This window comes from Candidatus Thiothrix sulfatifontis (genome assembly GCA_022828425.1).
Classification (GTDB): Bacteria; Pseudomonadota; Gammaproteobacteria; order Thiotrichales; family Thiotrichaceae; genus Thiothrix; species Thiothrix sulfatifontis.
Genome location: CP094685.1, coordinates 989,740 through 1,007,580, shown reverse-complemented (window position 1 = coordinate 1,007,580; position 17,841 = coordinate 989,740). Strand labels below are relative to the sequence as shown.

Below are 17,841 nucleotides of genomic sequence, written 5' to 3'. Positions count from 1 at the left end.
CTACCTTACGCTAACAACGGCACAATCAGCAACGCGACAATATTAATGATTTTGATCAACGGGTTGATTGCCGGGCCTGCGGTATCCTTGTACGGGTCGCCGACGGTATCGCCGGTAACAGCGGCTTTGTGCGCCTCCGAACCTTTGCCACCGAAATGGCCTTCCTCGATGTATTTCTTGGCATTATCCCAAGCACCGCCGCCGGTTGTCATGGAAATTGCCACGAAAATCCCCGTCACAATGGTTCCCACCAACACCCCACCCAGTGCTTGTGCGCCCAAGGTCAGCCCCACAATCACCGGCACTGCCACCGGCAATAATGACGGCACAATCATTTCCTTAATCGCCGATTTGGTCAACATATCCACGCAAGTGCCGTATTCCGGCTTACCCGTGCCTTCCATAATGCCCGGAATCGTTTGGAATTGGCGACGCACTTCCACCACCACCGAACCTGCCGCACGCCCCACAGCCTCCATCGCCATTGCCCCAAACAAATACGGCACCATCCCGCCAATAAACAAACCGATAATGACCAAATGATTGGAAAGGTCAAAGGTCATGGCCGTCTGATGTGCCGCTGACAACGCATAAGTATAATCCGCAAACAACACCAAAGCCGCCAAGCCCGCTGAGCCAATCGCATAACCTTTGGTCACGGCTTTTGTGGTATTCCCCACCGCATCCAGCGGGTCAGTGATATTGCGAATATCATCTGGTAAACCCGCCATTTCCGCGATCCCACCCGCATTGTCAGTAATCGGGCCGTAAGCATCCAACGCCACCACAATCCCCGCCATTGACAGCATTGAGGTTGCTGCAATCGCAATCCCGTACAAACCCGCGAGTTCATAAGCACCCCAGATAGCCAAACACACCGCCAACACTGGCGCAGCCGTGGAACGCATCGACACCCCAAGACCCGCAATCACGTTAGTGCCATGCCCAGTGGTCGACGCTTGCGCAATATGCCGCACCGGGCTGTATTCGGTAGCAGTGTAATATTCCGTAATCCACACCATTGCCGCTGTCAACACCAAACCAATCACCGCCGAGCCGTACAACGCATTCACCGAATAATCCGGGTTATCCCCCATCATAATCACAGTGACAGGGTAGAAAAATATCAGTGACGCCCCACCTGCCACCGCCAAACCGCGATACAGCGCATTCATAATCTTGCCGCCGGTACGCGCTTTCACAAACATAGCGCCCAAAATCGACGCCAGAATGGAAAAGCCCCCCAACACCAGCGGGTACACAATCGCATTTTCCGAACCATTCATCAGCAAGCCGCCGAGCAACATGGTCGCAATAATCGTCACCGCGTAAGTTTCAAACAAATCCGCTGCCATCCCCGCGCAATCGCCAACGTTATCCCCCACATTATCCGCAATCACTGCCGGGTTACGTGGATCGTCTTCAGGAATTCCCGCTTCCACCTTGCCCACCAAATCCGCGCCAACATCCGCGCCCTTGGTGAAAATCCCACCGCCCAACCGCGCAAAAATCGAAATCAAGGAACCACCAAACGCCAAGCCCACTAAAGCATGAATCGCATCGGTCGATGACGTGCCGGTCATGGTCAGTGCCGCGTAATAACCCGCCACCCCCAACAACGCCAAGCCAACCACCAACATGCCGGTAATGGCTCCGCCTTTAAATGCCACATCCAAGGCCGCATTCAAACCGTCTTTGGCCGCTTCCGCCGTGCGCACATTTGCCCGCACCGACACATTCATGCCGATATAACCCGTCGCACCGGATAACACCGCACCTAGCGCAAAACCAATCGCAGTTTGCCAACCCAATGCAATGAAAATGACCGCAAACAGCAGAATTCCCACCACCGCAATCGTGGTGTATTGACGATTCAAATAGGCTTGCGCCCCCTCCTGAATAGCCTGTGCAATACGCCGCATTTCTGCGTTCCCTTCCGGGCGGGCGAGCACCCAGCGCGTCGTCAGTAAACCGTAAGTGAGCGCGGCAAGCGCACACACAATGGCAACAGCCAAACCTGTAGACATAAAACACCTCCTCTATTATTTACTTATGATCATCCCTAATAAGCATAGCTCCCGTTTCAGCACCTGACTCAAAATTAGCGCTCAACCTTAACCCCGAATAGAAAAAAACAGCGTACCCGCCACTGTAGAGTTAATGTTCTTAATGGAGTGTTGAATATGAAATATTTTCGATCGTTGCTGACCCTGTGCGTGTCGCTCGCCATGCTACCCAATTTGTCCAACGCTGAAGAAATTTTGCAAGTACCGGGAAAAATGTTTAACGCCGAACAGGAAAGCTTGCAAACATTCCCCCCCAGCTTGCGCTTGCCCCCGGTAACGATACCCAAACGTGCCGGGCGCAGTGCCACGGCAATCGCAGCACCCAGCGTGTCTGAGGTGGTATTGCCCGAACTTTCAGTGACGGAATTGCAACAAATGCAAGCTGCTGGGGAAGAGAAAAATACGCGAGTAGGGTTAGGGCGTGATTTGCCAGAAACGCTAAATGCAGTAAGCGCCTGGCAGTGGAATGCAGTGGCAGGCGGGATGGTTGCCCATATGAAGCTGACATCCACCAACGCCAAGCGGGTCAGGGTTTTACTGCGGATGGGTGAGTTACCGCAAGGAGCAGAATTGCGCTTTTATGCCCCACAAGACCTTGCTAACGTGATGGGGCCTTACGGTCATGCCGCGATGCAGACACAACCTAAAGATACTGACAATAAAACCCTGTTCTGGTCGCCCAGCATTGAAGGCGATACGCTGGGCATGGAAGTATTTTTACCGAATACCGCGCAAGTCAGCGACCTTGATATGCGCATTGAACGTCTATCCCATGTAGTAATCGACCCTATTTCCGGTGAAGTGCAAGAATCCTATTTAAAAGCAACCACACAAGCGGATACGTTTGCTTGCCAAATCGATGTGGCGTGTGAGGCATCACCTGGCTTGCAGATTCAGTCTAAAGCGGTAGCGGGCTATTTTTTCACAACGGAGTTGGGTGAAACCAGTTTCTGCACCGGAACCTTGCTGAACAATTATAGCGATGACGGCACGCCTTATTTTCTGACCGCCAATCATTGCATTAACGATGAAAAAAAATCTGCGAGCATGGAGTTTTCATGGTTTTTTGCCAGCAGCGGCTGTAATGCCAATGATGGCAACACATTAATAAAAAGAACGTATTTAGGCAGCCAATTGTTGGCAAAACGACCTGAGGCAGATTCTACGTTGCTGCAACTTAACCAAGCGCCACCGGCAGGCGTGGTGTTTTCGGGTTGGTCGGCGAATGGGATGCCACCAGCATCGGCAGTCGCTGGCATCCACCATTCAGGCTTTGCGTCCTTGGTATTGAATGCGGTAATTACATGGCCACAAAAATATTCCCAAGGTTATGTCATCGGTAATGGGCGCAATCCGTTAGATGAACAAACCACGACTACCCTGCCCTTTGATTCAGAAGGGGAATTCGCTTATGTACAATGGACCAAAGGCGTAGCGTTGGCGGGCGGCAGTGGTTCAGCCCTGTTGATGCAAGACAAGGGTAATTACTTCGTGACCGGCGTATTACTGGGTGGAAGCTCCTCCTGCGCTAATCCTACGGGAATTGACTATTACGGGCGTCTGGATAAATCATTTGCAACCTTTAAACCTTGGCTGACCAAGCGCCGCTAATACTTGTATCACCCACCGCATTGAACAGCTTAACTAGAGCTGTTCAATTTAAAGTTTCATCAAAACACTTACCCAGATTAAGAGGATATTCATAATGAAACGCGTCATGATAATTTCGGGATTGAGCCTGTTATTGGCATCTTGTGCATCCTTGGAACCGGAAGAATGTAAAACCGCCGATTGGGAACGCTTGGGTTATGCGGATGCGATGGCAGGACGTGACATCAGGTTGGCGGACTATAATAAAGACTGTGGCAAGATTGGTATCACGCCAAACGAGCAAGTTTATAAGCGGAGTTATGATCAAGGGGCAAAAGCATTCTGCACTTATGAAAACGGGAGGGAAGTCGGCAAGCGCGGCAGTTTCGATTCCAAAGTATGTGACAAACCGGGCTTAGCAGAACCGTTCAAGAAGGGTTACATTGAGGGATACGACTATTACTTGATACAGCAAAAATTGGCACATCAACAAAGTGAAATTCGCGAATTAGAAAAAAAGTTAAAAGAGCAGGAGAACGCAAACAAATCGAAGCAAACACCAGCACCGGAACAGCCACAAGAACCAGAGCAAAACCCAGTACCGGAGCAATCAAAAGAACTAGACAATTAACAACGGCTGTGTATCGTTGACCTAACCGTTTTTTACAACAGGGATGATGCCGCAATGGTCGCAACAAGTCCTTATCGAAAGTTTGTTGGCTTTATTCTTTTGCCACTGCTGATATTGTTAGTGGCAGGCTATTTCTACTGGGATAAAACTGCTCCAGTTGGAAAGCAGCCAATCAATATGCCAGATTTTGAAAACTGGTTGCAACAAAAACAGCATCGGCAAACGGTTGTTGATTACCAGCGGTTTCTGGATGCCAATGGTATGGGTAATGTCATGTAAATTTTGGTAAGGCAACACTTAACCCTATTTGTATCCTGTTAGCGTATAGCTATGCAAAGACAGTTTTTAATTAACTTAAAGGTATAGAAATATGAATAGGCACAAAGGTATCAAGCAATGGGGCAAATTGGCATTACTGTTGTTACTGGGAACACTCCCTGTGTTTGCAGCAGAAGGAGCAGGTAGCGAGTGGGAACAGCTCAATAAGCGAGGCATGGAATTGCTTGATGCAGGTCATTATGCGGATGGCGTCGTAATGACGAAAAAGGCACTTGAACTTGCCGAAAAAAATGTAGGAGTGGATCACCTTGATGTCGCCACGAGCTTGAATAACCTCGCAGTATTATACAAAACCCAAGGTCAGTACGCGCAAGCGGAACCGCTGTATCAACGTTCGTTGGCAATTTCTGAAAAAGCACTGGGGGTGGAGCATCCAGAAGTTGCCACGAATCTGAATAACCTTGCAGCACTGTATGATACCCAAGGTCAGTATGCGCGAGCAGAACCGCTGTACAAACGTTCGCTGGCGATTTACGAAAAGGCATTGGGGGAGGAGCATCCAAACGTTGCCAAGAGCTTGAATAACCTTGCAGTACTGTATGTCAACCAAGGTCAGTATGCCCAAGCGGAACCGTTGTACAAACGTTCGCTGGCGATTTACGAAAAGGCATTCGGGACGGATAATCTATATGTTGCCGCGAATTTGAACAATCTCGCATCACTGTATGACGCTCAAGGTCAGTACACACAGGCTGAACCGCTATACAAACGTTCGCTGGCGATTAATGAAAAAGCGCTAGGAAAGGATCACCCAGATGTTGCCACGAATTTAAACAATCTCGCGTTAATGTATTATGCCCAAGGTCAATACACGCGAGCCGAACCTCTACATAAACGTTCGTTGGCAATTTTTGAAAAGGCGCTCGGAGCGGAACATCCTAATGTTGCCACAAGCCTTGAAGGGTTGGCAAAACTCTACTCAAAAACCGACAAGGAAGATTTAGCCGTATCATTACAGAAGCGTGCCACTGCCATCCGCTCAATCAAACGCTAATACATTATCAATCCCAAGCGGCATGTAATTTTCGCCATATCAAATGAGGATTTTTATTTTATGAATATGCAAGATAAAAAAATATCACAGCGACTTCAAGACAAAGTAAACCGTGAATTGGTGCGAGGTGAACATATTACGTGGGTTGATAAACCCGTACCACAATTTTTTACAACGCGTTCAACCAGTTATTTTGTGTTCGCTATTCCATGGACTGTTTTTTCCGTGTCATTTATGTTTCACAAAATGGATTATAAATTGCCAGATTTTAACAATATTGATATTGACAGCCTCGGCTCTCTTTTGTTTAGTTTGCTATTCGTGCTGATTGGAATTTCAATGTTATTTAACCCTATTGTTGAATTTATGAAAACAAGCAATACTATTTACATTATCACCAATAAAAGAGCAATCGCGTTCGATGGCAAAGGTCTTATAAAAAGTTATTATCCTCATCAACTTTCAAATATTTATCGAAAAGATAAAAGTAATGGTTTGGGTGATATTTTATTGGGAAAAAGAATATGGCGCGATTCTGAGGGAGACGAGCATTCAGAAGATACTGGCTTTCTGAATATTAAAAATCCGCTGAAGATTGAAAGAATGCTGACGGAGCTGGCTAATGTTGGTTAAAACACCCATGCACAGAGGCACCCATCCTAGTTGTAGCGGTAACGCTTGCAGTTCCCGCCTGATCGCTCAGGCTTTTTTATGTAATAGATTTAACCCCTTTTACGAGTCGATAGCGTATGCCTGAACGTGAACATTTTATTCATTGCATTCAAAAAGGAGACCCTATGAAACGTTACTGGCAACTGCCCGCACTGACTCTCATTTTGGCTACTACGCTGTTAAACAGCGGCTGCGCTACCATCACACGCGGTTCGGAACAGGATTTAAAAGTGGAATCTGAACCAGCAGGGGCAAGTGTCACGCTGTCCAATGGCATGACAGGCACCACCCCCGCCAATTTTAAAGTTTCCCGCAAAAATGCGTTGACTGTCATGGTAGCAAAGCCGGGTTACAAAACCGCCACCGTGCAGGTAACACCTGAAGTCTCTGAAAACGGCACCGCTGGCATGATCGGCAACGCGGTATTTGGCGGCGTCATCGGTATCGGTGTGGATGCGACCAGTGGCGCACTCAACGATTTAAAACCTAATCCCGTCAAAGTGACGCTGGAAAAAGGTCGCTAACTGACCACTAGGATGCACAACAACTGACCACAGCCAATCATACAATAAGTGACCCTCCATCCTAGTTTGCCGTGCAGTGACATTGAAATCTGCACGGCTTTTTATTGCTGCTGCATACCCAGCAAAAAATGCTATATTCTGGCAACCATACCCCATTACTAGGTACTAGGACTGACCATGCCATCACAACGCCACCCAAGCATTCTGAAATATTGCGCTATCGCATTATTAACTGTCACATTCATGTTGCAAGGCTGTTCGCCCAACGACTTCATCAATAGCGACGACACCTCATCTGTGCAAGGCAATGCCACGGTTGAACAAGCCAACGCGCTCTTTAATCAGGGGAAAAAACGCGAAGCCGCTCAAGCCTATTTCGCCGCTGCTGCCCGCTACCCTACGCCGCAACGCGAGCGTGTCATTTTGCAAGCGGCTGAAATTGCTGCCTCTATCGGTGATGCCAAATTAACCAACACCTATTTGGCAAAAGTTCCCGCTGCCGCGCTGGATGGCGAAAACCGCGCCCGCCAAGCCTATGTCAAAGCACTCCTCGCCTTGCAACAAAACAACCCAACACTCGCACTGCGTAGTTTACCAACCAATTTGGATGAGCTTTCTCCCGCTTTGCGTGAAAAAGTCAAACACATTCAACAACGCGCCCAAGCAATGGCCAGTGGCAAGGGCGGCGGCGCACCCGGCGTTCAAAATGTACAAGCCGCTCTCGTCCCTACCAGCGTCATGCGCGTCGCCGCACTCCTCCCGCAATCCGGCTCATTGGGCAGTGTCGGGCAAGAAATCTACCGGGGTATCGACGCCGCCCGTAACAGCGTTGCCCGCGAAACCAGCGTACAAGTTTATGATGTGAATGCCGGTGGAGCCGTGGCGCAATACCAACGCGCCGTGGCGGATGGGGCGGATATTGTCATCGGGCCATTGGATAAAGAATCCCTTGCCGACCTCCTCGCGCAACCGCAAGTGCTCTCCAAACCCTTGCTCAGCCTGAATTACCTGACCAATAGCCGCAATATCCCCGGTGCGCTGTACCAATTCGGCTTATTGCCAGAAGATGAAGCCAAACAAGTCGCCGAAACCACCAGCGCACGCGGCTTACGCACCGCCATTGTGTTAGCACCCGCCTCCAGTTGGGGAGATCGCATCTCCGGGGCATTCCGTGCCGCCTACCAAGCCAAGGGCGGGCAAGTCGTGAATATCCAGCAATTCCCCGACGCGCCGTCTAACGTCTATCTGCAAAACGTGCAAAATGCATTAGCGGCGACGCAAGGCCGTGCCAGCATGGTATTTCTTGCCGCCTCCCCCAGCCAAGCCCGCTTAATGCGCCCGTTACTAGCCGCGCAAGCGCCGGAACTGCCGATTTACGCCACCTCGCATATCTTTTCTGGGCGCACTGACCCCGGTAAAGATGCCGATCTTGACGGCATTTTATACACCGAAATCCCGTGGGTCATGGAAGGCTTGCAATCCGGCACTCTGAATAACTCGCAATTCCCGCGCATGTTTGCACTGGGGATGGATGCGTTCCTGATTGCCAAAAACCTGCCCAGCATTGCGCGTAACCCCAGCACGCAAGTCAACGGCAAAACCGGCAATATCCGTTTAGCTGGCAATCGCCAAATCCAACGCACCCTGCTATTCGCCACCTTCGCCAACGGTGTGCCGCAAGCTGTTGGACAATAAGCCGCAAGCGCCGCACCTCATACGCGGCGTCAGCACCGAACAACTGGCTTGTGAACACTTACAAGCCAGCGGTTTGCACCTGCTGCACCAGAATTACCGCCTGAAAATGGGCGAAATCGACCTGATCATGCGCGACGGCGACATTATCGTATTCGTCGAAGTCCGCTACCGCAAAACCGCCCGTTACGGCGGCGCATTGCTCAGTATTGACCCACGCAAGCAAGCGCGTATCATCCGCACCGCGCAACACTACCTGCAATACCGCGCCCCCAACGCCCAAGCGCGTTTCGACGTGGTAGCGGTGGAAGGTGATAACGACATAAATTGGATCAAAAACGCTTTCGAGGCGGGCTAACGCATGAATTTACACACACGCATCCAACAACATTTTGCCGACAGCATCGCCACTAAACAAAAGGCGCTCACGCTGTTGCAAGACCCCATTCTCGCCGCCGCTACGCTGGTATTCGACACCGTGCAACACGGCGGCAAAATCCTCAGTTGTGGCAATGGCGGCTCGGCGGGCGATGCCCAGCATTTTTCCTCTGAAATGCTCAACCGTTTCGAGCAAGAACGACGCGGTTTGCCTGCGATTGCGCTGACCACGGATACCTCCACCCTCACCTCCATCGCCAACGACTACAGCTACGAACGGGTATTTTCCCGCCAGATCGAAGCACTGGGGCGTAAGGGTGACGTATTGCTGGCGATTTCCACCAGCGGCAATTCCACCAACGTGAATCGCGCCATCGACGCCGCGCATGAATGCGGGATGCAGGTGATTGCCCTCAGCGGCAAAGCAGGCGGCAGCATGAAAGATTTGCTGCAAGCGGGTGACGTGGAATTGCGCGTCCCCGCCGATAGCACGGCACGGATTCAGGAAACACACTTGCTGTTAATCCACTGCATCTGCGACTTGGTTGACCAGATGTTGCTAACCGAAGGATAGCGCGATGAGGCCAGCACCCAACCCGCACAGCGTCACATTTTTCCGCGAAGCCGCACCCTACATCCACAACCATCGCGGCAAAACCTTCGTGATCGCGTTTGCGGGTGAAGTGATTGCCACGCCACGCTTTCGGCAAATTGTGCAAGACCTCGCCATCATTTCCAGCCTCGGCGCACGGCTGGTGTTAGTGCATGGCACGCGCCCACAAATTGACGAACGCCTGCACCGCACTAATACGCCGATTCGCTTGCACAAAGGCATTCGCATTACCGACAGCACTTCCTTGCTCGCGGCGCAGGAAGCCATTGGTTTTTTGCGCATTCGCATCGAAAACTTGCTGACTCATGCCCTCAATCAACCGTCGCTGAATAATGAAGGCTTGGGGATTGTTTCCGGCAATTACATCACGGCACGTCCGCTCGGCATTTGCGATGGCATCGACTACGGCTACAGCGGACAAGTGCGTAAAATCAATCACACGCTGATGCAGCAGCAACTCGATTCCGGCAATATCGTGCTGCTCTCGCCGATGGGCTATTCACCGACGGGCGAAGCCTACAATTTACGTTACGAACAAGTCGCGGTGGCTGCCACCCAAGCGATTAAAGCCGACAAGCTGATTTTCCTCAGCCACCAGCCGCTGAATTTGCCGCACGAACTCACCCTTGAAGAAGCCAAAGCGAGCTTGCCCTACAACTCACTACTCCCCGCCGTGATTGAAGCCGCCGAACACCAAGTGGAACGCATCCACCTACTCGATGCCGAGATTGATGGCGCATTGCTGCTGGAATTGTATACCCGCGACGGCGTGGGCAGCCTGATTGCCGCCGAACAATTCGAGCGCTTGCGAGCCGCTGGGGTGGAAGACATCAGCGGCATTTTAGAACTGATCCGCCCGCTGGAAGAGCGTGGTATTTTGATCAAGCGTTCCCGCGAACAATTGGAATTGGAAATTCACAACTTCCGCATCATTATCCGTGACCGCGAAATCATTGCCTGTGTTGCGCTGTATGACACCGCCGATCCGCAAGTAGCGGAGCTGGCTTGCCTTGCCGTAAACGCCGCTTATCAAGGCGGCAATCGGGGCGACAAACTGCTTAAACACATGGAACAACTCGCCAAAACCCAAGGCAAACATCGCCTGTTGGTGCTGACGACGCAAACCACCGACTGGTTCCGTGAACGCGGCTTTGTCAAAGGCAGCGTGGACGAACTGCCTGCGAATAAAAAATCGCTGTACAACTACCAGCGCAATTCGCAAATATTGTTCAAAACTATCAGCTAGTAAGCAAACTGGTAACACTCGTCGCCTCCGCACTGCACCCGTGCCCGCTGCTCGCCTAAACTGTTGTCAACTTGATGTCTTAGAAACACGAGGGAAACAGCCATGCAAACACGTATTCCACGCATTATTCACCAAACGTATTTCACCAAAACCGCGTTACCGCCTCCGTTGCAAGCCAATATTCAGCGGATTCAGCAACTCAACCCCACTTGGGAATACCGCCTGTATGACGACGCGGATATTGAAGCTTTTATTCTGCAACGCTACGGGCAAGACATACTGAACGTCTACCAATGCATCGACCCTGCTTACGGGGCAGCGCGGGCGGATCTGTTTCGGTATCTGTTGATTTATGCCGAAGGTGGGGTTTATCTCGACATGAAAAGCACCATTACCCGCCCGTTAGATGCGGTGCTGCTACCCGATGACCGCTACATTCTTTCCAAATGGGATGACGACAACTACTACGGCTGGGGGCTACACCCGGAACTCGCCGGAATTGAGCGCGGTGAATTCCAACAATGGCATGTGATAGGCGTTGCCGGACACCCTTTTCTGCAAGCGGTAATTCGCCAAGTGCTCCATAACATTTTGCACTACAACCCCGCTGCGGTTGGCGTCGGGTTCAAGGGCGTAATTCGCACCACCGGGCCAATTCCCTACACCGTCACCATTGAAGCGCTTAGAACTTTGCACCCCTACCGCCAAGTCGAAATCGAACAAGATTTAGGCATTATTTACAGCATCTACAACTCGCAAAGCACTGATCGTAACCAAAATCATCGCCACATTTCCAAAAAACACTACACCGAGCTAGACCTCCCAGTCATTGCTCCACCTGCAAATGCTTACCCACCGCCCACACCAACCACAGCACCGGAATCCCAATCAGGGTGGTAAACGTGAAAAAGCCGGGGTAGCCAATACTGTCAACGATCGTGCCGGAATACCCGCCAATGGTTTTCGGCAACAAGGTCATCAACGAGCTAAAAATCGCGTACTGCACCGCCGTGAATGACACACTGGTCAGTGAAGACAAAAACGCCACGAATGCCGCACTCGCGAACCCGGCCGCCAAATTATCCGCCGTCACTGCGGTGTACATCACCACCACGTCATGCCCCACATACGCCAACCACACGAACACCAAATTGGTAAGCGCGGTCAAAATCGCCCCCAACATCAAGGTACGCATCACCCCGTAACGGTTGGCAAACACGCCGCCAAAGAATCCACCCGCAATACTCACAATCACCCCAAACGTCTTCACCGCTGTCGCAATTTCTGGCTTACTGAATCCCAAATCCTGATAAAACACGTTAGAAATGACGCCCGGCACAATATCGGAAATCCGATACAAACCAATCAAAGCCAACAGCAACAGCGCTGTTTTCAAGCCATAGCGCCGGAAAAACTCAGCGATGGGTTCAATCCATGTTTCCTGCGCTATCGTCCGATTCACCGCACCCAACGCGACCAACGCCCAACCAATCAACACCGCCACACCCACCGCCAGTAGCAAACGTAACGCCTCCAAACCAAATTTGATAACGGGATCAGTGCCACTCCACGCCTGTAATATTTCAAAGGCTTTTCCTGTCTCGGAAAATGTGTTGATCAATCCCGTCACTGCACAGGCAAACACCAACACCAAACGGATATAATCCCAAGTCGCGTAGTGATACTTATCCGTTTGACGGGCTGGCGGCTCAGGAATCAGCAATGTCGTCACTACCCCAATCAACATCGTCAAGGCCATCACCAGGTATGTCCATTGCCAAGCCAGATACACATAATGCCCTTTATCCGACCCCCAAGCCGACGCCAAAAACAGCGCACCCGCACCCGCCACAATCATCCCGACGCGATAACCCGCCACATAAGTCGATGACATGATGGGCTGCAAGCGCACTTCTGCTGACTCAATCCGATACGCATCAATCACCACATCTTGCGTGGCGGCAGCAAAACCTAACAACACTGCCGCTTTTGCCATCAGCTCTAACTGATCCGCACCCAGTGCCGGGTCAATGCTTCCCATCAACACAATGGCCAAAATAATTAACAACTGAGCCACCAATAACCATGCCCGACGTTTTCCCAAACCGTCTGTCAGCCACGGAATCGGTAGCTTATCAATCAACGGTGCCCACACAAACTTGAACGAGTATCCCAACGCCGCCCAACTGAAAAATGTCACTGCTTCACGCTTAATGCCCGCCTCGCCCAACCACAATGACAAGGAAGAAAAAATCAGCAGATACGGCACCCCCGCCGAAAACCCTAGGAACAACATCGTGATAACGCGCGGGTGCAGAAACGCTTGCAACGCTTCAGCCCAGCTCAACGGCTTGGCAGGAGAGGATTCAGTCATGAGGCAGCAACCTTCTAAAATGATGGGTGAATACTTAAAACCGCATCATCAGCGAATCATCTGCCGTTGTAAACGCCCAAACAACACCTGCATTTGCACCGCTCGTAAGCGAGTTTGCAACTTTCATCCCTCCTGCCATCACCAACCAAAAAAGCTTGACACATACTCCAGTGCATCGCGCAACGCACCATGACTCAAAGCAGAGCGCGACAAAATTTATTCCGCGTGCAACAGAAACGGCACGTCTGATATGGATTCTTTGGCACGTCTGTTAGCCCTGAATCACTCAGGCTGTTACGCCCGGAATAATAAAAAGCGGCTGAAATGACTTCAGCCACTATTAGTAAAGGCAAAGGAGCAAGAAATGTCCAATTACAACACTCTCAATGGCACCAGCAATCACTCAGTGATTAGCGGTAACTATGGCAGCAGCAACACTAATTCCACGTCTGGTTCAAGCACACCTACTGCGTCCATGACGGGTGGCGCTAGTTCACTACCAGGGATGAGCGGTGATACCACTCAATTGCTGATGAGCTTGCTGCAAATGATCATGCAGATGCTGCAACAGTTGCAGAGCGGTGGCAGCCAAGGTGGTCAAGGCGGCGACGATTGCGGCACTGGTACTGGCAACAGCAACGGTACTGGCAACAGCCACGGTACTGGCAACAGCCACGGTACTGGCAACAGCCACGGTACTGGCAACAGCAACGGTACTGGCAACAGCCACGGTACTGGCAACAGCCACGGTACTGGCAACAGTCACGGTACTGGTCACGGGCGTGGTCATGGCAATTATGGTTCACAAGGTGCAACTGGCGCTCAAGGCGCTACTGGTGCCACCGGATCAGCAGGCGCAACTGGCGCTAAGGGCGACCGTGGCGATACCGGCTTGAAAGGCGACAAAGGTGACAAAGGCGATCGTGGATACACCGGCGCTACTGGTGCCACCGGATCAGCAGGCGCAACAGGTGCTAAGGGCGACCGTGGCGATACCGGCTTGAAAGGCGACAAAGGTGATCGCGGTGACAAGGGTGATCGTGGATACACCGGCTTGAAAGGCGACAAAGGTGATCGCGGTGACAAGGGTGATAAAGGCGATACCGGCTTGAAAGGCGACAAAGGTGATCGCGGCGACAAGGGTGATAAAGGCGACACCGGCTTGAAAGGCGACAAAGGTGATCGCGGTGACAAGGGTGATAAAGGCGACACCGGCTTGAAAGGCGACAAAGGTGATCGCGGTGACAAGGGTGATAAAGGCGACACCGGCTTGAAAGGCGACAAAGGTGATCGCGGTGACAAGGGTGATCGTGGATACACCGGCTTGAAAGGCGACAAAGGTGATCGCGGCGACAAGGGTGATAAAGGCGACACCGGCTTGAAAGGCGACAAAGGTGATCGCGGTGACAAGGGTGATAAAGGCGACACCGGCTTGAAAGGCGACAAAGGTGATCGCGGTGACAAGGGTGATCGTGGATACACCGGCGCTACTGGTGCAGCAGGCATGAATGGCGCTACCGGCGCTACCGGCGCTACTGGTGCAGCAGGCATGAACGGTACCAATGGTACCAATGGTACTGACGGTCAAGACGGTGCTACCGGCGCTACTGGTGCAGCAGGCATGAACGGTACCAATGGTACTGACGGTCAAGACGGTGCTACCGGCGCTACTGGTGCAGCAGGCATGAACGGTGCTACCGGCGCTACTGGTGCAGCAGGCATGAACGGTGCTACCGGCGCTACTGGTGCAGCAGGCATGAACGGTGCTACCGGCGCTACTGGTGCAGCAGGCATGAACGGTGCCACTGGCGCTGCTGGTCGCGATGGCTGTGATGGTGAAGACGGCGCTACCGGCGCTACTGGTGCAGCAGGCATGAACGGTGCTACCGGCGCTACTGGTGCAGCAGGCATGAACGGTGCTACCGGCGCTACTGGTGCAGCAGGCATGAACGGTGCTACCGGCGCTACTGGTGCAGCAGGCATGAACGGCGCTACCGGCGCTACTGGTGCAGCAGGCATGAACGGTACCAATGGTACTGACGGTCAAGACGGTGCTACCGGCGCTACTGGTGCAGCAGGCATGAACGGTGCTACCGGCGCTACTGGTGCAGCAGGCATGAACGGCGCTACCGGCGCTACTGGTGCAGCAGGCATGAACGGTACCAATGGTACTGACGGTCAAGACGGTGCTACCGGCGCTACTGGTGCAGCAGGCATGAACGGCGCTACCGGCGCTACTGGTGCAGCAGGCATGAACGGTGCCACTGGCGCTGCTGGTCGCGATGGCTGTGATGGTGAAGACGGCGCTACCGGCGCTACCGGCGCTACTGGTGCAGCAGGCATGAACGGCGCTACCGGCGCTACTGGTGCAGCAGGCATGAACGGCGCTACCGGCGCTACTGGTGCAGCAGGCATGAACGGTGCTACCGGCGCTACTGGTGCAGCAGGCATGAACGGCGCTACCGGCGCTACTGGTGCAGCAGGCATGAACGGCGCTACCGGCGCTACTGGTGCAGCAGGCATGAACGGTACCAATGGTACTGACGGTCAAGACGGTGCTACCGGCGCTACTGGTGCAGCAGGCATGAATGGCGCTACCGGCGCTACTGGTGCAGCAGGCATGAATGGCGCTACCGGCGCTACTGGTGCAGCAGGCATGAACGGTGCTACCGGCGCTACTGGTGCAGCAGGCATGAACGGTGCTACCGGCGCTACTGGTGCAGCAGGCATGAATGGCGCTACCGGCGCTACTGGTTCTAACGGCTCAAACGGTCAAGGCTTCTTTGATTGGTTCAAAGACACAATCGGCGACTTTGATGCAAACGGCAACACAGACCAGAACGACGTTCGCGCGTGGCTGAAAGGTGACACTGGTGCTCAAGGCGCAACTGGCGCAGCGGGTGCTACAGGCGCAACGGGTAACACTGGTGCAGCAGGTTCTACTGGCGCAACGGGTAACACTGGTGCAGCAGGTTCTACCGGCGCAACTGGCGCAGCGGGTGCTACAGGCGCAACGGGTAACACTGGTGCAGCAGGTTCTACCGGCGCAACGGGTAACACTGGCGCAACGGGCGCAACTGGTCCTAAAGGCGCAACGGGTAACACTGGAGCCACAGGCGCAACTGGCACTCAAGGTGCAACTGGTGCAACGGGCGCAACTGGTCCTAAAGGCGCTACCGGTGCAACCAGCGGGCATCATGACTGCAAACCTGGCCATTACTCAGGCAACGGCAGCAACTGCAACGTTTCATTCGACTGGAAAGGTAGCAACAACTGCAACATGTCAACGTCACACGGCAACTACAACCTGAGTGGCCTGCACGTGAAGAGCGATGGTTGCATGGAAGGCACCGCGACCGACAAGTGGGGCAAATCCAGCAACTTTAGCCTTAAGCCTGATGCGTTTGGCGGCTTCGATTGCAGCTTTGCCAATATCAGCGCTAAGTTGAAGTGCAACTAAGCTGAAGTTATCCACGGATAGCGGGCGGCAATCCTCCATGGTGAGATTGCCGTTTACCAACTAACAGTAAAGCCCGCCAGTTGGTGGGCTTTACTTTTGACAACAGGAGGACTCAACAATGAACACGATCAAACCAAGCATCTGCCTAAACATGATTGTCAAAAATGAAAGCAAAGTCATTACTCGCTGTCTCGACAGTGTTAAAGACAAGATTGATTACTGGGTAATCAGCGACACTGGCTCAACGGATGGAACCCAACAAATCATCCGTGACTATTTTACACAACACAATGTTGACGGCATTCTCATCGAAAATGAATGGCGCGACTTTGCCCACAATCGCAATATCGCACTCGAACACGCCCGCGATAAAGCCGATTACATTCTTATTATGGACGCCGATGACAGCTTGGTTGCTGCCGATGATTTCCAATTTAGCAACCTAAGCGCCGACGGCTACAACCTCAACATTCGTTACAATGAACTCCAATACGCCAACCTCAAACTGATCCGCACTAGCCTTGCGTGGAAGTGGCAGGGTGTATTGCACGAATACTTGGAAGCGAATACACCATTCACTACCGAAATTTTGCAAGGCGACTATTTCATCCGCGCCTCTACCGAAGGCGCAAGAAGCAACGATCCTGACAAATACCTAAAAGATGCAAAAGTCTTGATCAAAGCGTTGCAGGATGAACCCAACAACACCCGCTACCGCTTCTATCTAGCACAAAGTTACCGCGATGCCGGTGATATTGAAGCCGCCATTGAAAACTACCAACAACGCGTCACCATGGGTGGCTGGGAAGAAGAAGCGTGGTATGCATTGTTTGAGATTGCCCGCCTCAAAGAACAAGGTAATTACCCATCAGAGGAAATCATCAACGCCTATCTAAAAGCCCATGAATACCGTCCCCAACGGGCCGAAAGTTTGCATCATTTGGCGCGTTACCTGCGTATGCAAGGCCGCTTTGCACTCGCCTACCCCTACGCACTTGCGGCTGCTCACACCCCACTTCCCAACGACATCCTATTCGTACTGCCGGATATTTACGGATGGAAAGCCAAAGACGAATTAGCCGTCATTGCTTACTGGATAGCGCACTACCAAGAATGCATGAATTTGTGTGATAGTTTATTATCAGACCCTGAATTACCGGCTGACGAGCGTGTCCGAATACAGCAAAATCTCCAATTTGCCGCAGATAAGCTGCCCGCACCCATCAGCTAAGCCCAATCCTGTACAAACTCGGAAAACTTAA

General features: G+C 52.2%; 14 protein-coding genes and 1 pseudogene. 13 read left to right on the top strand and 2 right to left on the bottom strand.

The window, feature by feature from the left end:
• Nucleotides 1-5: 5 nt before the first annotated feature.
• Nucleotides 6-2,027, bottom strand: a complete 2,022-nt coding sequence (locus L3K52_05110) for a sodium-translocating pyrophosphatase (GenBank protein ID UOG93112.1) — start codon at nt 2,025-2,027, stop codon at nt 6-8.
• Between the two features lie 156 nt (nt 2,028-2,183).
• Between L3K52_05110 and L3K52_05105 the strand changes: the two genes are divergently transcribed.
• The 11 genes from L3K52_05105 to L3K52_05055 all read left to right on the top strand — a co-directional run bounded on the left by L3K52_05105 (nt 2,184) and on the right by L3K52_05055 (nt 11,645).
• Nucleotides 2,184-3,677, top strand: coding sequence for a trypsin-like serine protease (locus tag L3K52_05105; GenBank protein ID UOG93111.1), 1,494 nt, complete (start codon nt 2,184-2,186; stop codon nt 3,675-3,677).
• A gap of 94 nt (nt 3,678-3,771) precedes the next feature.
• Entirely contained in the window at nt 3,772-4,287 is a 516-nt protein-coding gene (locus L3K52_05100) for a DUF2799 domain-containing protein (protein UOG93110.1), read from the top strand.
• Nucleotides 4,288-4,341: 54 nt separating this feature from the next.
• Nucleotides 4,342-4,566 carry a hypothetical protein gene (locus L3K52_05095; protein UOG93109.1) on the top strand — a complete coding sequence of 75 codons (225 nt, stop codon included), beginning with the start codon at nt 4,342-4,344 and terminating at the stop codon, nt 4,564-4,566.
• Between the two features lie 91 nt (nt 4,567-4,657).
• Nucleotides 4,658-5,620, top strand: a complete 963-nt coding sequence (locus L3K52_05090; GenBank protein ID UOG93108.1) for a tetratricopeptide repeat protein — start codon at nt 4,658-4,660, stop codon at nt 5,618-5,620.
• Nucleotides 5,621-5,680: 60 nt separating this feature from the next.
• Nucleotides 5,681-6,253 (top strand): hypothetical protein, encoded by a 573-nt coding sequence (locus L3K52_05085; GenBank protein ID UOG93107.1) that lies wholly within the window; start codon nt 5,681-5,683, stop codon nt 6,251-6,253.
• 164 nt (nt 6,254-6,417) lie between these two features.
• Complete coding sequence (locus L3K52_05080; protein UOG93106.1) at nt 6,418-6,816, top strand: PEGA domain-containing protein; 399 nt, start codon at nt 6,418-6,420, stop codon at nt 6,814-6,816.
• A gap of 177 nt (nt 6,817-6,993) precedes the next feature.
• Nucleotides 6,994-8,511, top strand: coding sequence for a penicillin-binding protein activator (locus tag L3K52_05075; GenBank protein ID UOG93105.1), 1,518 nt, complete (start codon nt 6,994-6,996; stop codon nt 8,509-8,511).
• The gene (locus L3K52_05070; GenBank protein UOG93104.1) at nt 8,501-8,866 is read left to right on the top strand and encodes a YraN family protein; all 366 of its coding nucleotides are present in this window, start codon (nt 8,501-8,503) and stop codon (nt 8,864-8,866) included. Before L3K52_05075 ends, L3K52_05070 begins: the two co-directional genes overlap by 11 nt.
• Before the next feature lie 3 nt (nt 8,867-8,869).
• Nucleotides 8,870-9,460: a phosphoheptose isomerase gene (locus L3K52_05065; protein ID UOG93103.1), complete on the top strand. Its 591-nt coding sequence runs from the start codon at nt 8,870-8,872 to the stop codon at nt 9,458-9,460.
• A gap of 4 nt (nt 9,461-9,464) precedes the next feature.
• Entirely contained in the window at nt 9,465-10,745 is a 1,281-nt protein-coding gene (gene argA / locus L3K52_05060) for an amino-acid N-acetyltransferase (protein ID UOG93102.1), read from the top strand.
• Nucleotides 10,746-10,847: 102 nt separating this feature from the next.
• Nucleotides 10,848-11,645, top strand: a complete 798-nt coding sequence (locus L3K52_05055) for a hypothetical protein (GenBank protein UOG93101.1) — start codon at nt 10,848-10,850, stop codon at nt 11,643-11,645.
• On the opposite strand, the gene L3K52_05050 is transcribed toward L3K52_05055, so the two are convergent.
• Nucleotides 11,572-13,119, bottom strand: a complete 1,548-nt coding sequence (locus L3K52_05050; protein ID UOG93100.1) for an MFS transporter — start codon at nt 13,117-13,119, stop codon at nt 11,572-11,574. The two genes, L3K52_05055 and L3K52_05050, sit on opposite strands and share 74 nt — an antisense overlap.
• A gap of 1,483 nt (nt 13,120-14,602) precedes the next feature.
• Here L3K52_05050 and L3K52_05045 point away from each other — a divergent pair.
• A pseudogene (locus L3K52_05045) lies at nt 14,603-15,595 on the top strand (hypothetical protein).
• A 1,102-nt stretch (nt 15,596-16,697) separates the two neighbouring features.
• The gene (locus L3K52_05040) at nt 16,698-17,810 is read left to right on the top strand and encodes a glycosyltransferase (protein UOG93099.1); all 1,113 of its coding nucleotides are present in this window, start codon (nt 16,698-16,700) and stop codon (nt 17,808-17,810) included.
• Nucleotides 17,811-17,841: the final 31 nt, after the last annotated feature.

Excerpts from the sequence above, each read along its gene's own strand:
- L3K52_05085 (UOG93107.1), top strand. The coding sequence starts at position 5,681 with ATGAATATGCAAGATAAAAAAATATCACAGCGACTTCAAGACAAAGTA.
- L3K52_05040 (UOG93099.1), top strand. The coding sequence starts at position 16,698 with ATGAACACGATCAAACCAAGCATCTGCCTAAACATGATTGTCAAAAAT.
- L3K52_05075 (UOG93105.1), top strand. The coding sequence starts at position 6,994 with ATGCCATCACAACGCCACCCAAGCATTCTGAAATATTGCGCTATCGCA.
- L3K52_05090 (UOG93108.1), top strand. The coding sequence starts at position 4,658 with ATGAATAGGCACAAAGGTATCAAGCAATGGGGCAAATTGGCATTACTG.
- L3K52_05105 (UOG93111.1), top strand. The coding sequence starts at position 2,184 with ATGAAATATTTTCGATCGTTGCTGACCCTGTGCGTGTCGCTCGCCATG.
- L3K52_05110 (UOG93112.1), bottom strand. The coding sequence starts at position 2,027 with ATGTCTACAGGTTTGGCTGTTGCCATTGTGTGTGCGCTTGCCGCGCTC.
- L3K52_05050 (UOG93100.1), bottom strand. The coding sequence starts at position 13,119 with ATGACTGAATCCTCTCCTGCCAAGCCGTTGAGCTGGGCTGAAGCGTTG.
- L3K52_05100 (UOG93110.1), top strand. The coding sequence starts at position 3,772 with ATGAAACGCGTCATGATAATTTCGGGATTGAGCCTGTTATTGGCATCT.
- L3K52_05055 (UOG93101.1), top strand. The coding sequence starts at position 10,848 with ATGCAAACACGTATTCCACGCATTATTCACCAAACGTATTTCACCAAA.
- L3K52_05095 (UOG93109.1), top strand. The coding sequence starts at position 4,342 with ATGGTCGCAACAAGTCCTTATCGAAAGTTTGTTGGCTTTATTCTTTTG.
- L3K52_05080 (UOG93106.1), top strand. The coding sequence starts at position 6,418 with ATGAAACGTTACTGGCAACTGCCCGCACTGACTCTCATTTTGGCTACT.
- L3K52_05065 (UOG93103.1), top strand. The coding sequence starts at position 8,870 with ATGAATTTACACACACGCATCCAACAACATTTTGCCGACAGCATCGCC.
- argA (UOG93102.1), top strand. The coding sequence starts at position 9,465 with ATGAGGCCAGCACCCAACCCGCACAGCGTCACATTTTTCCGCGAAGCC.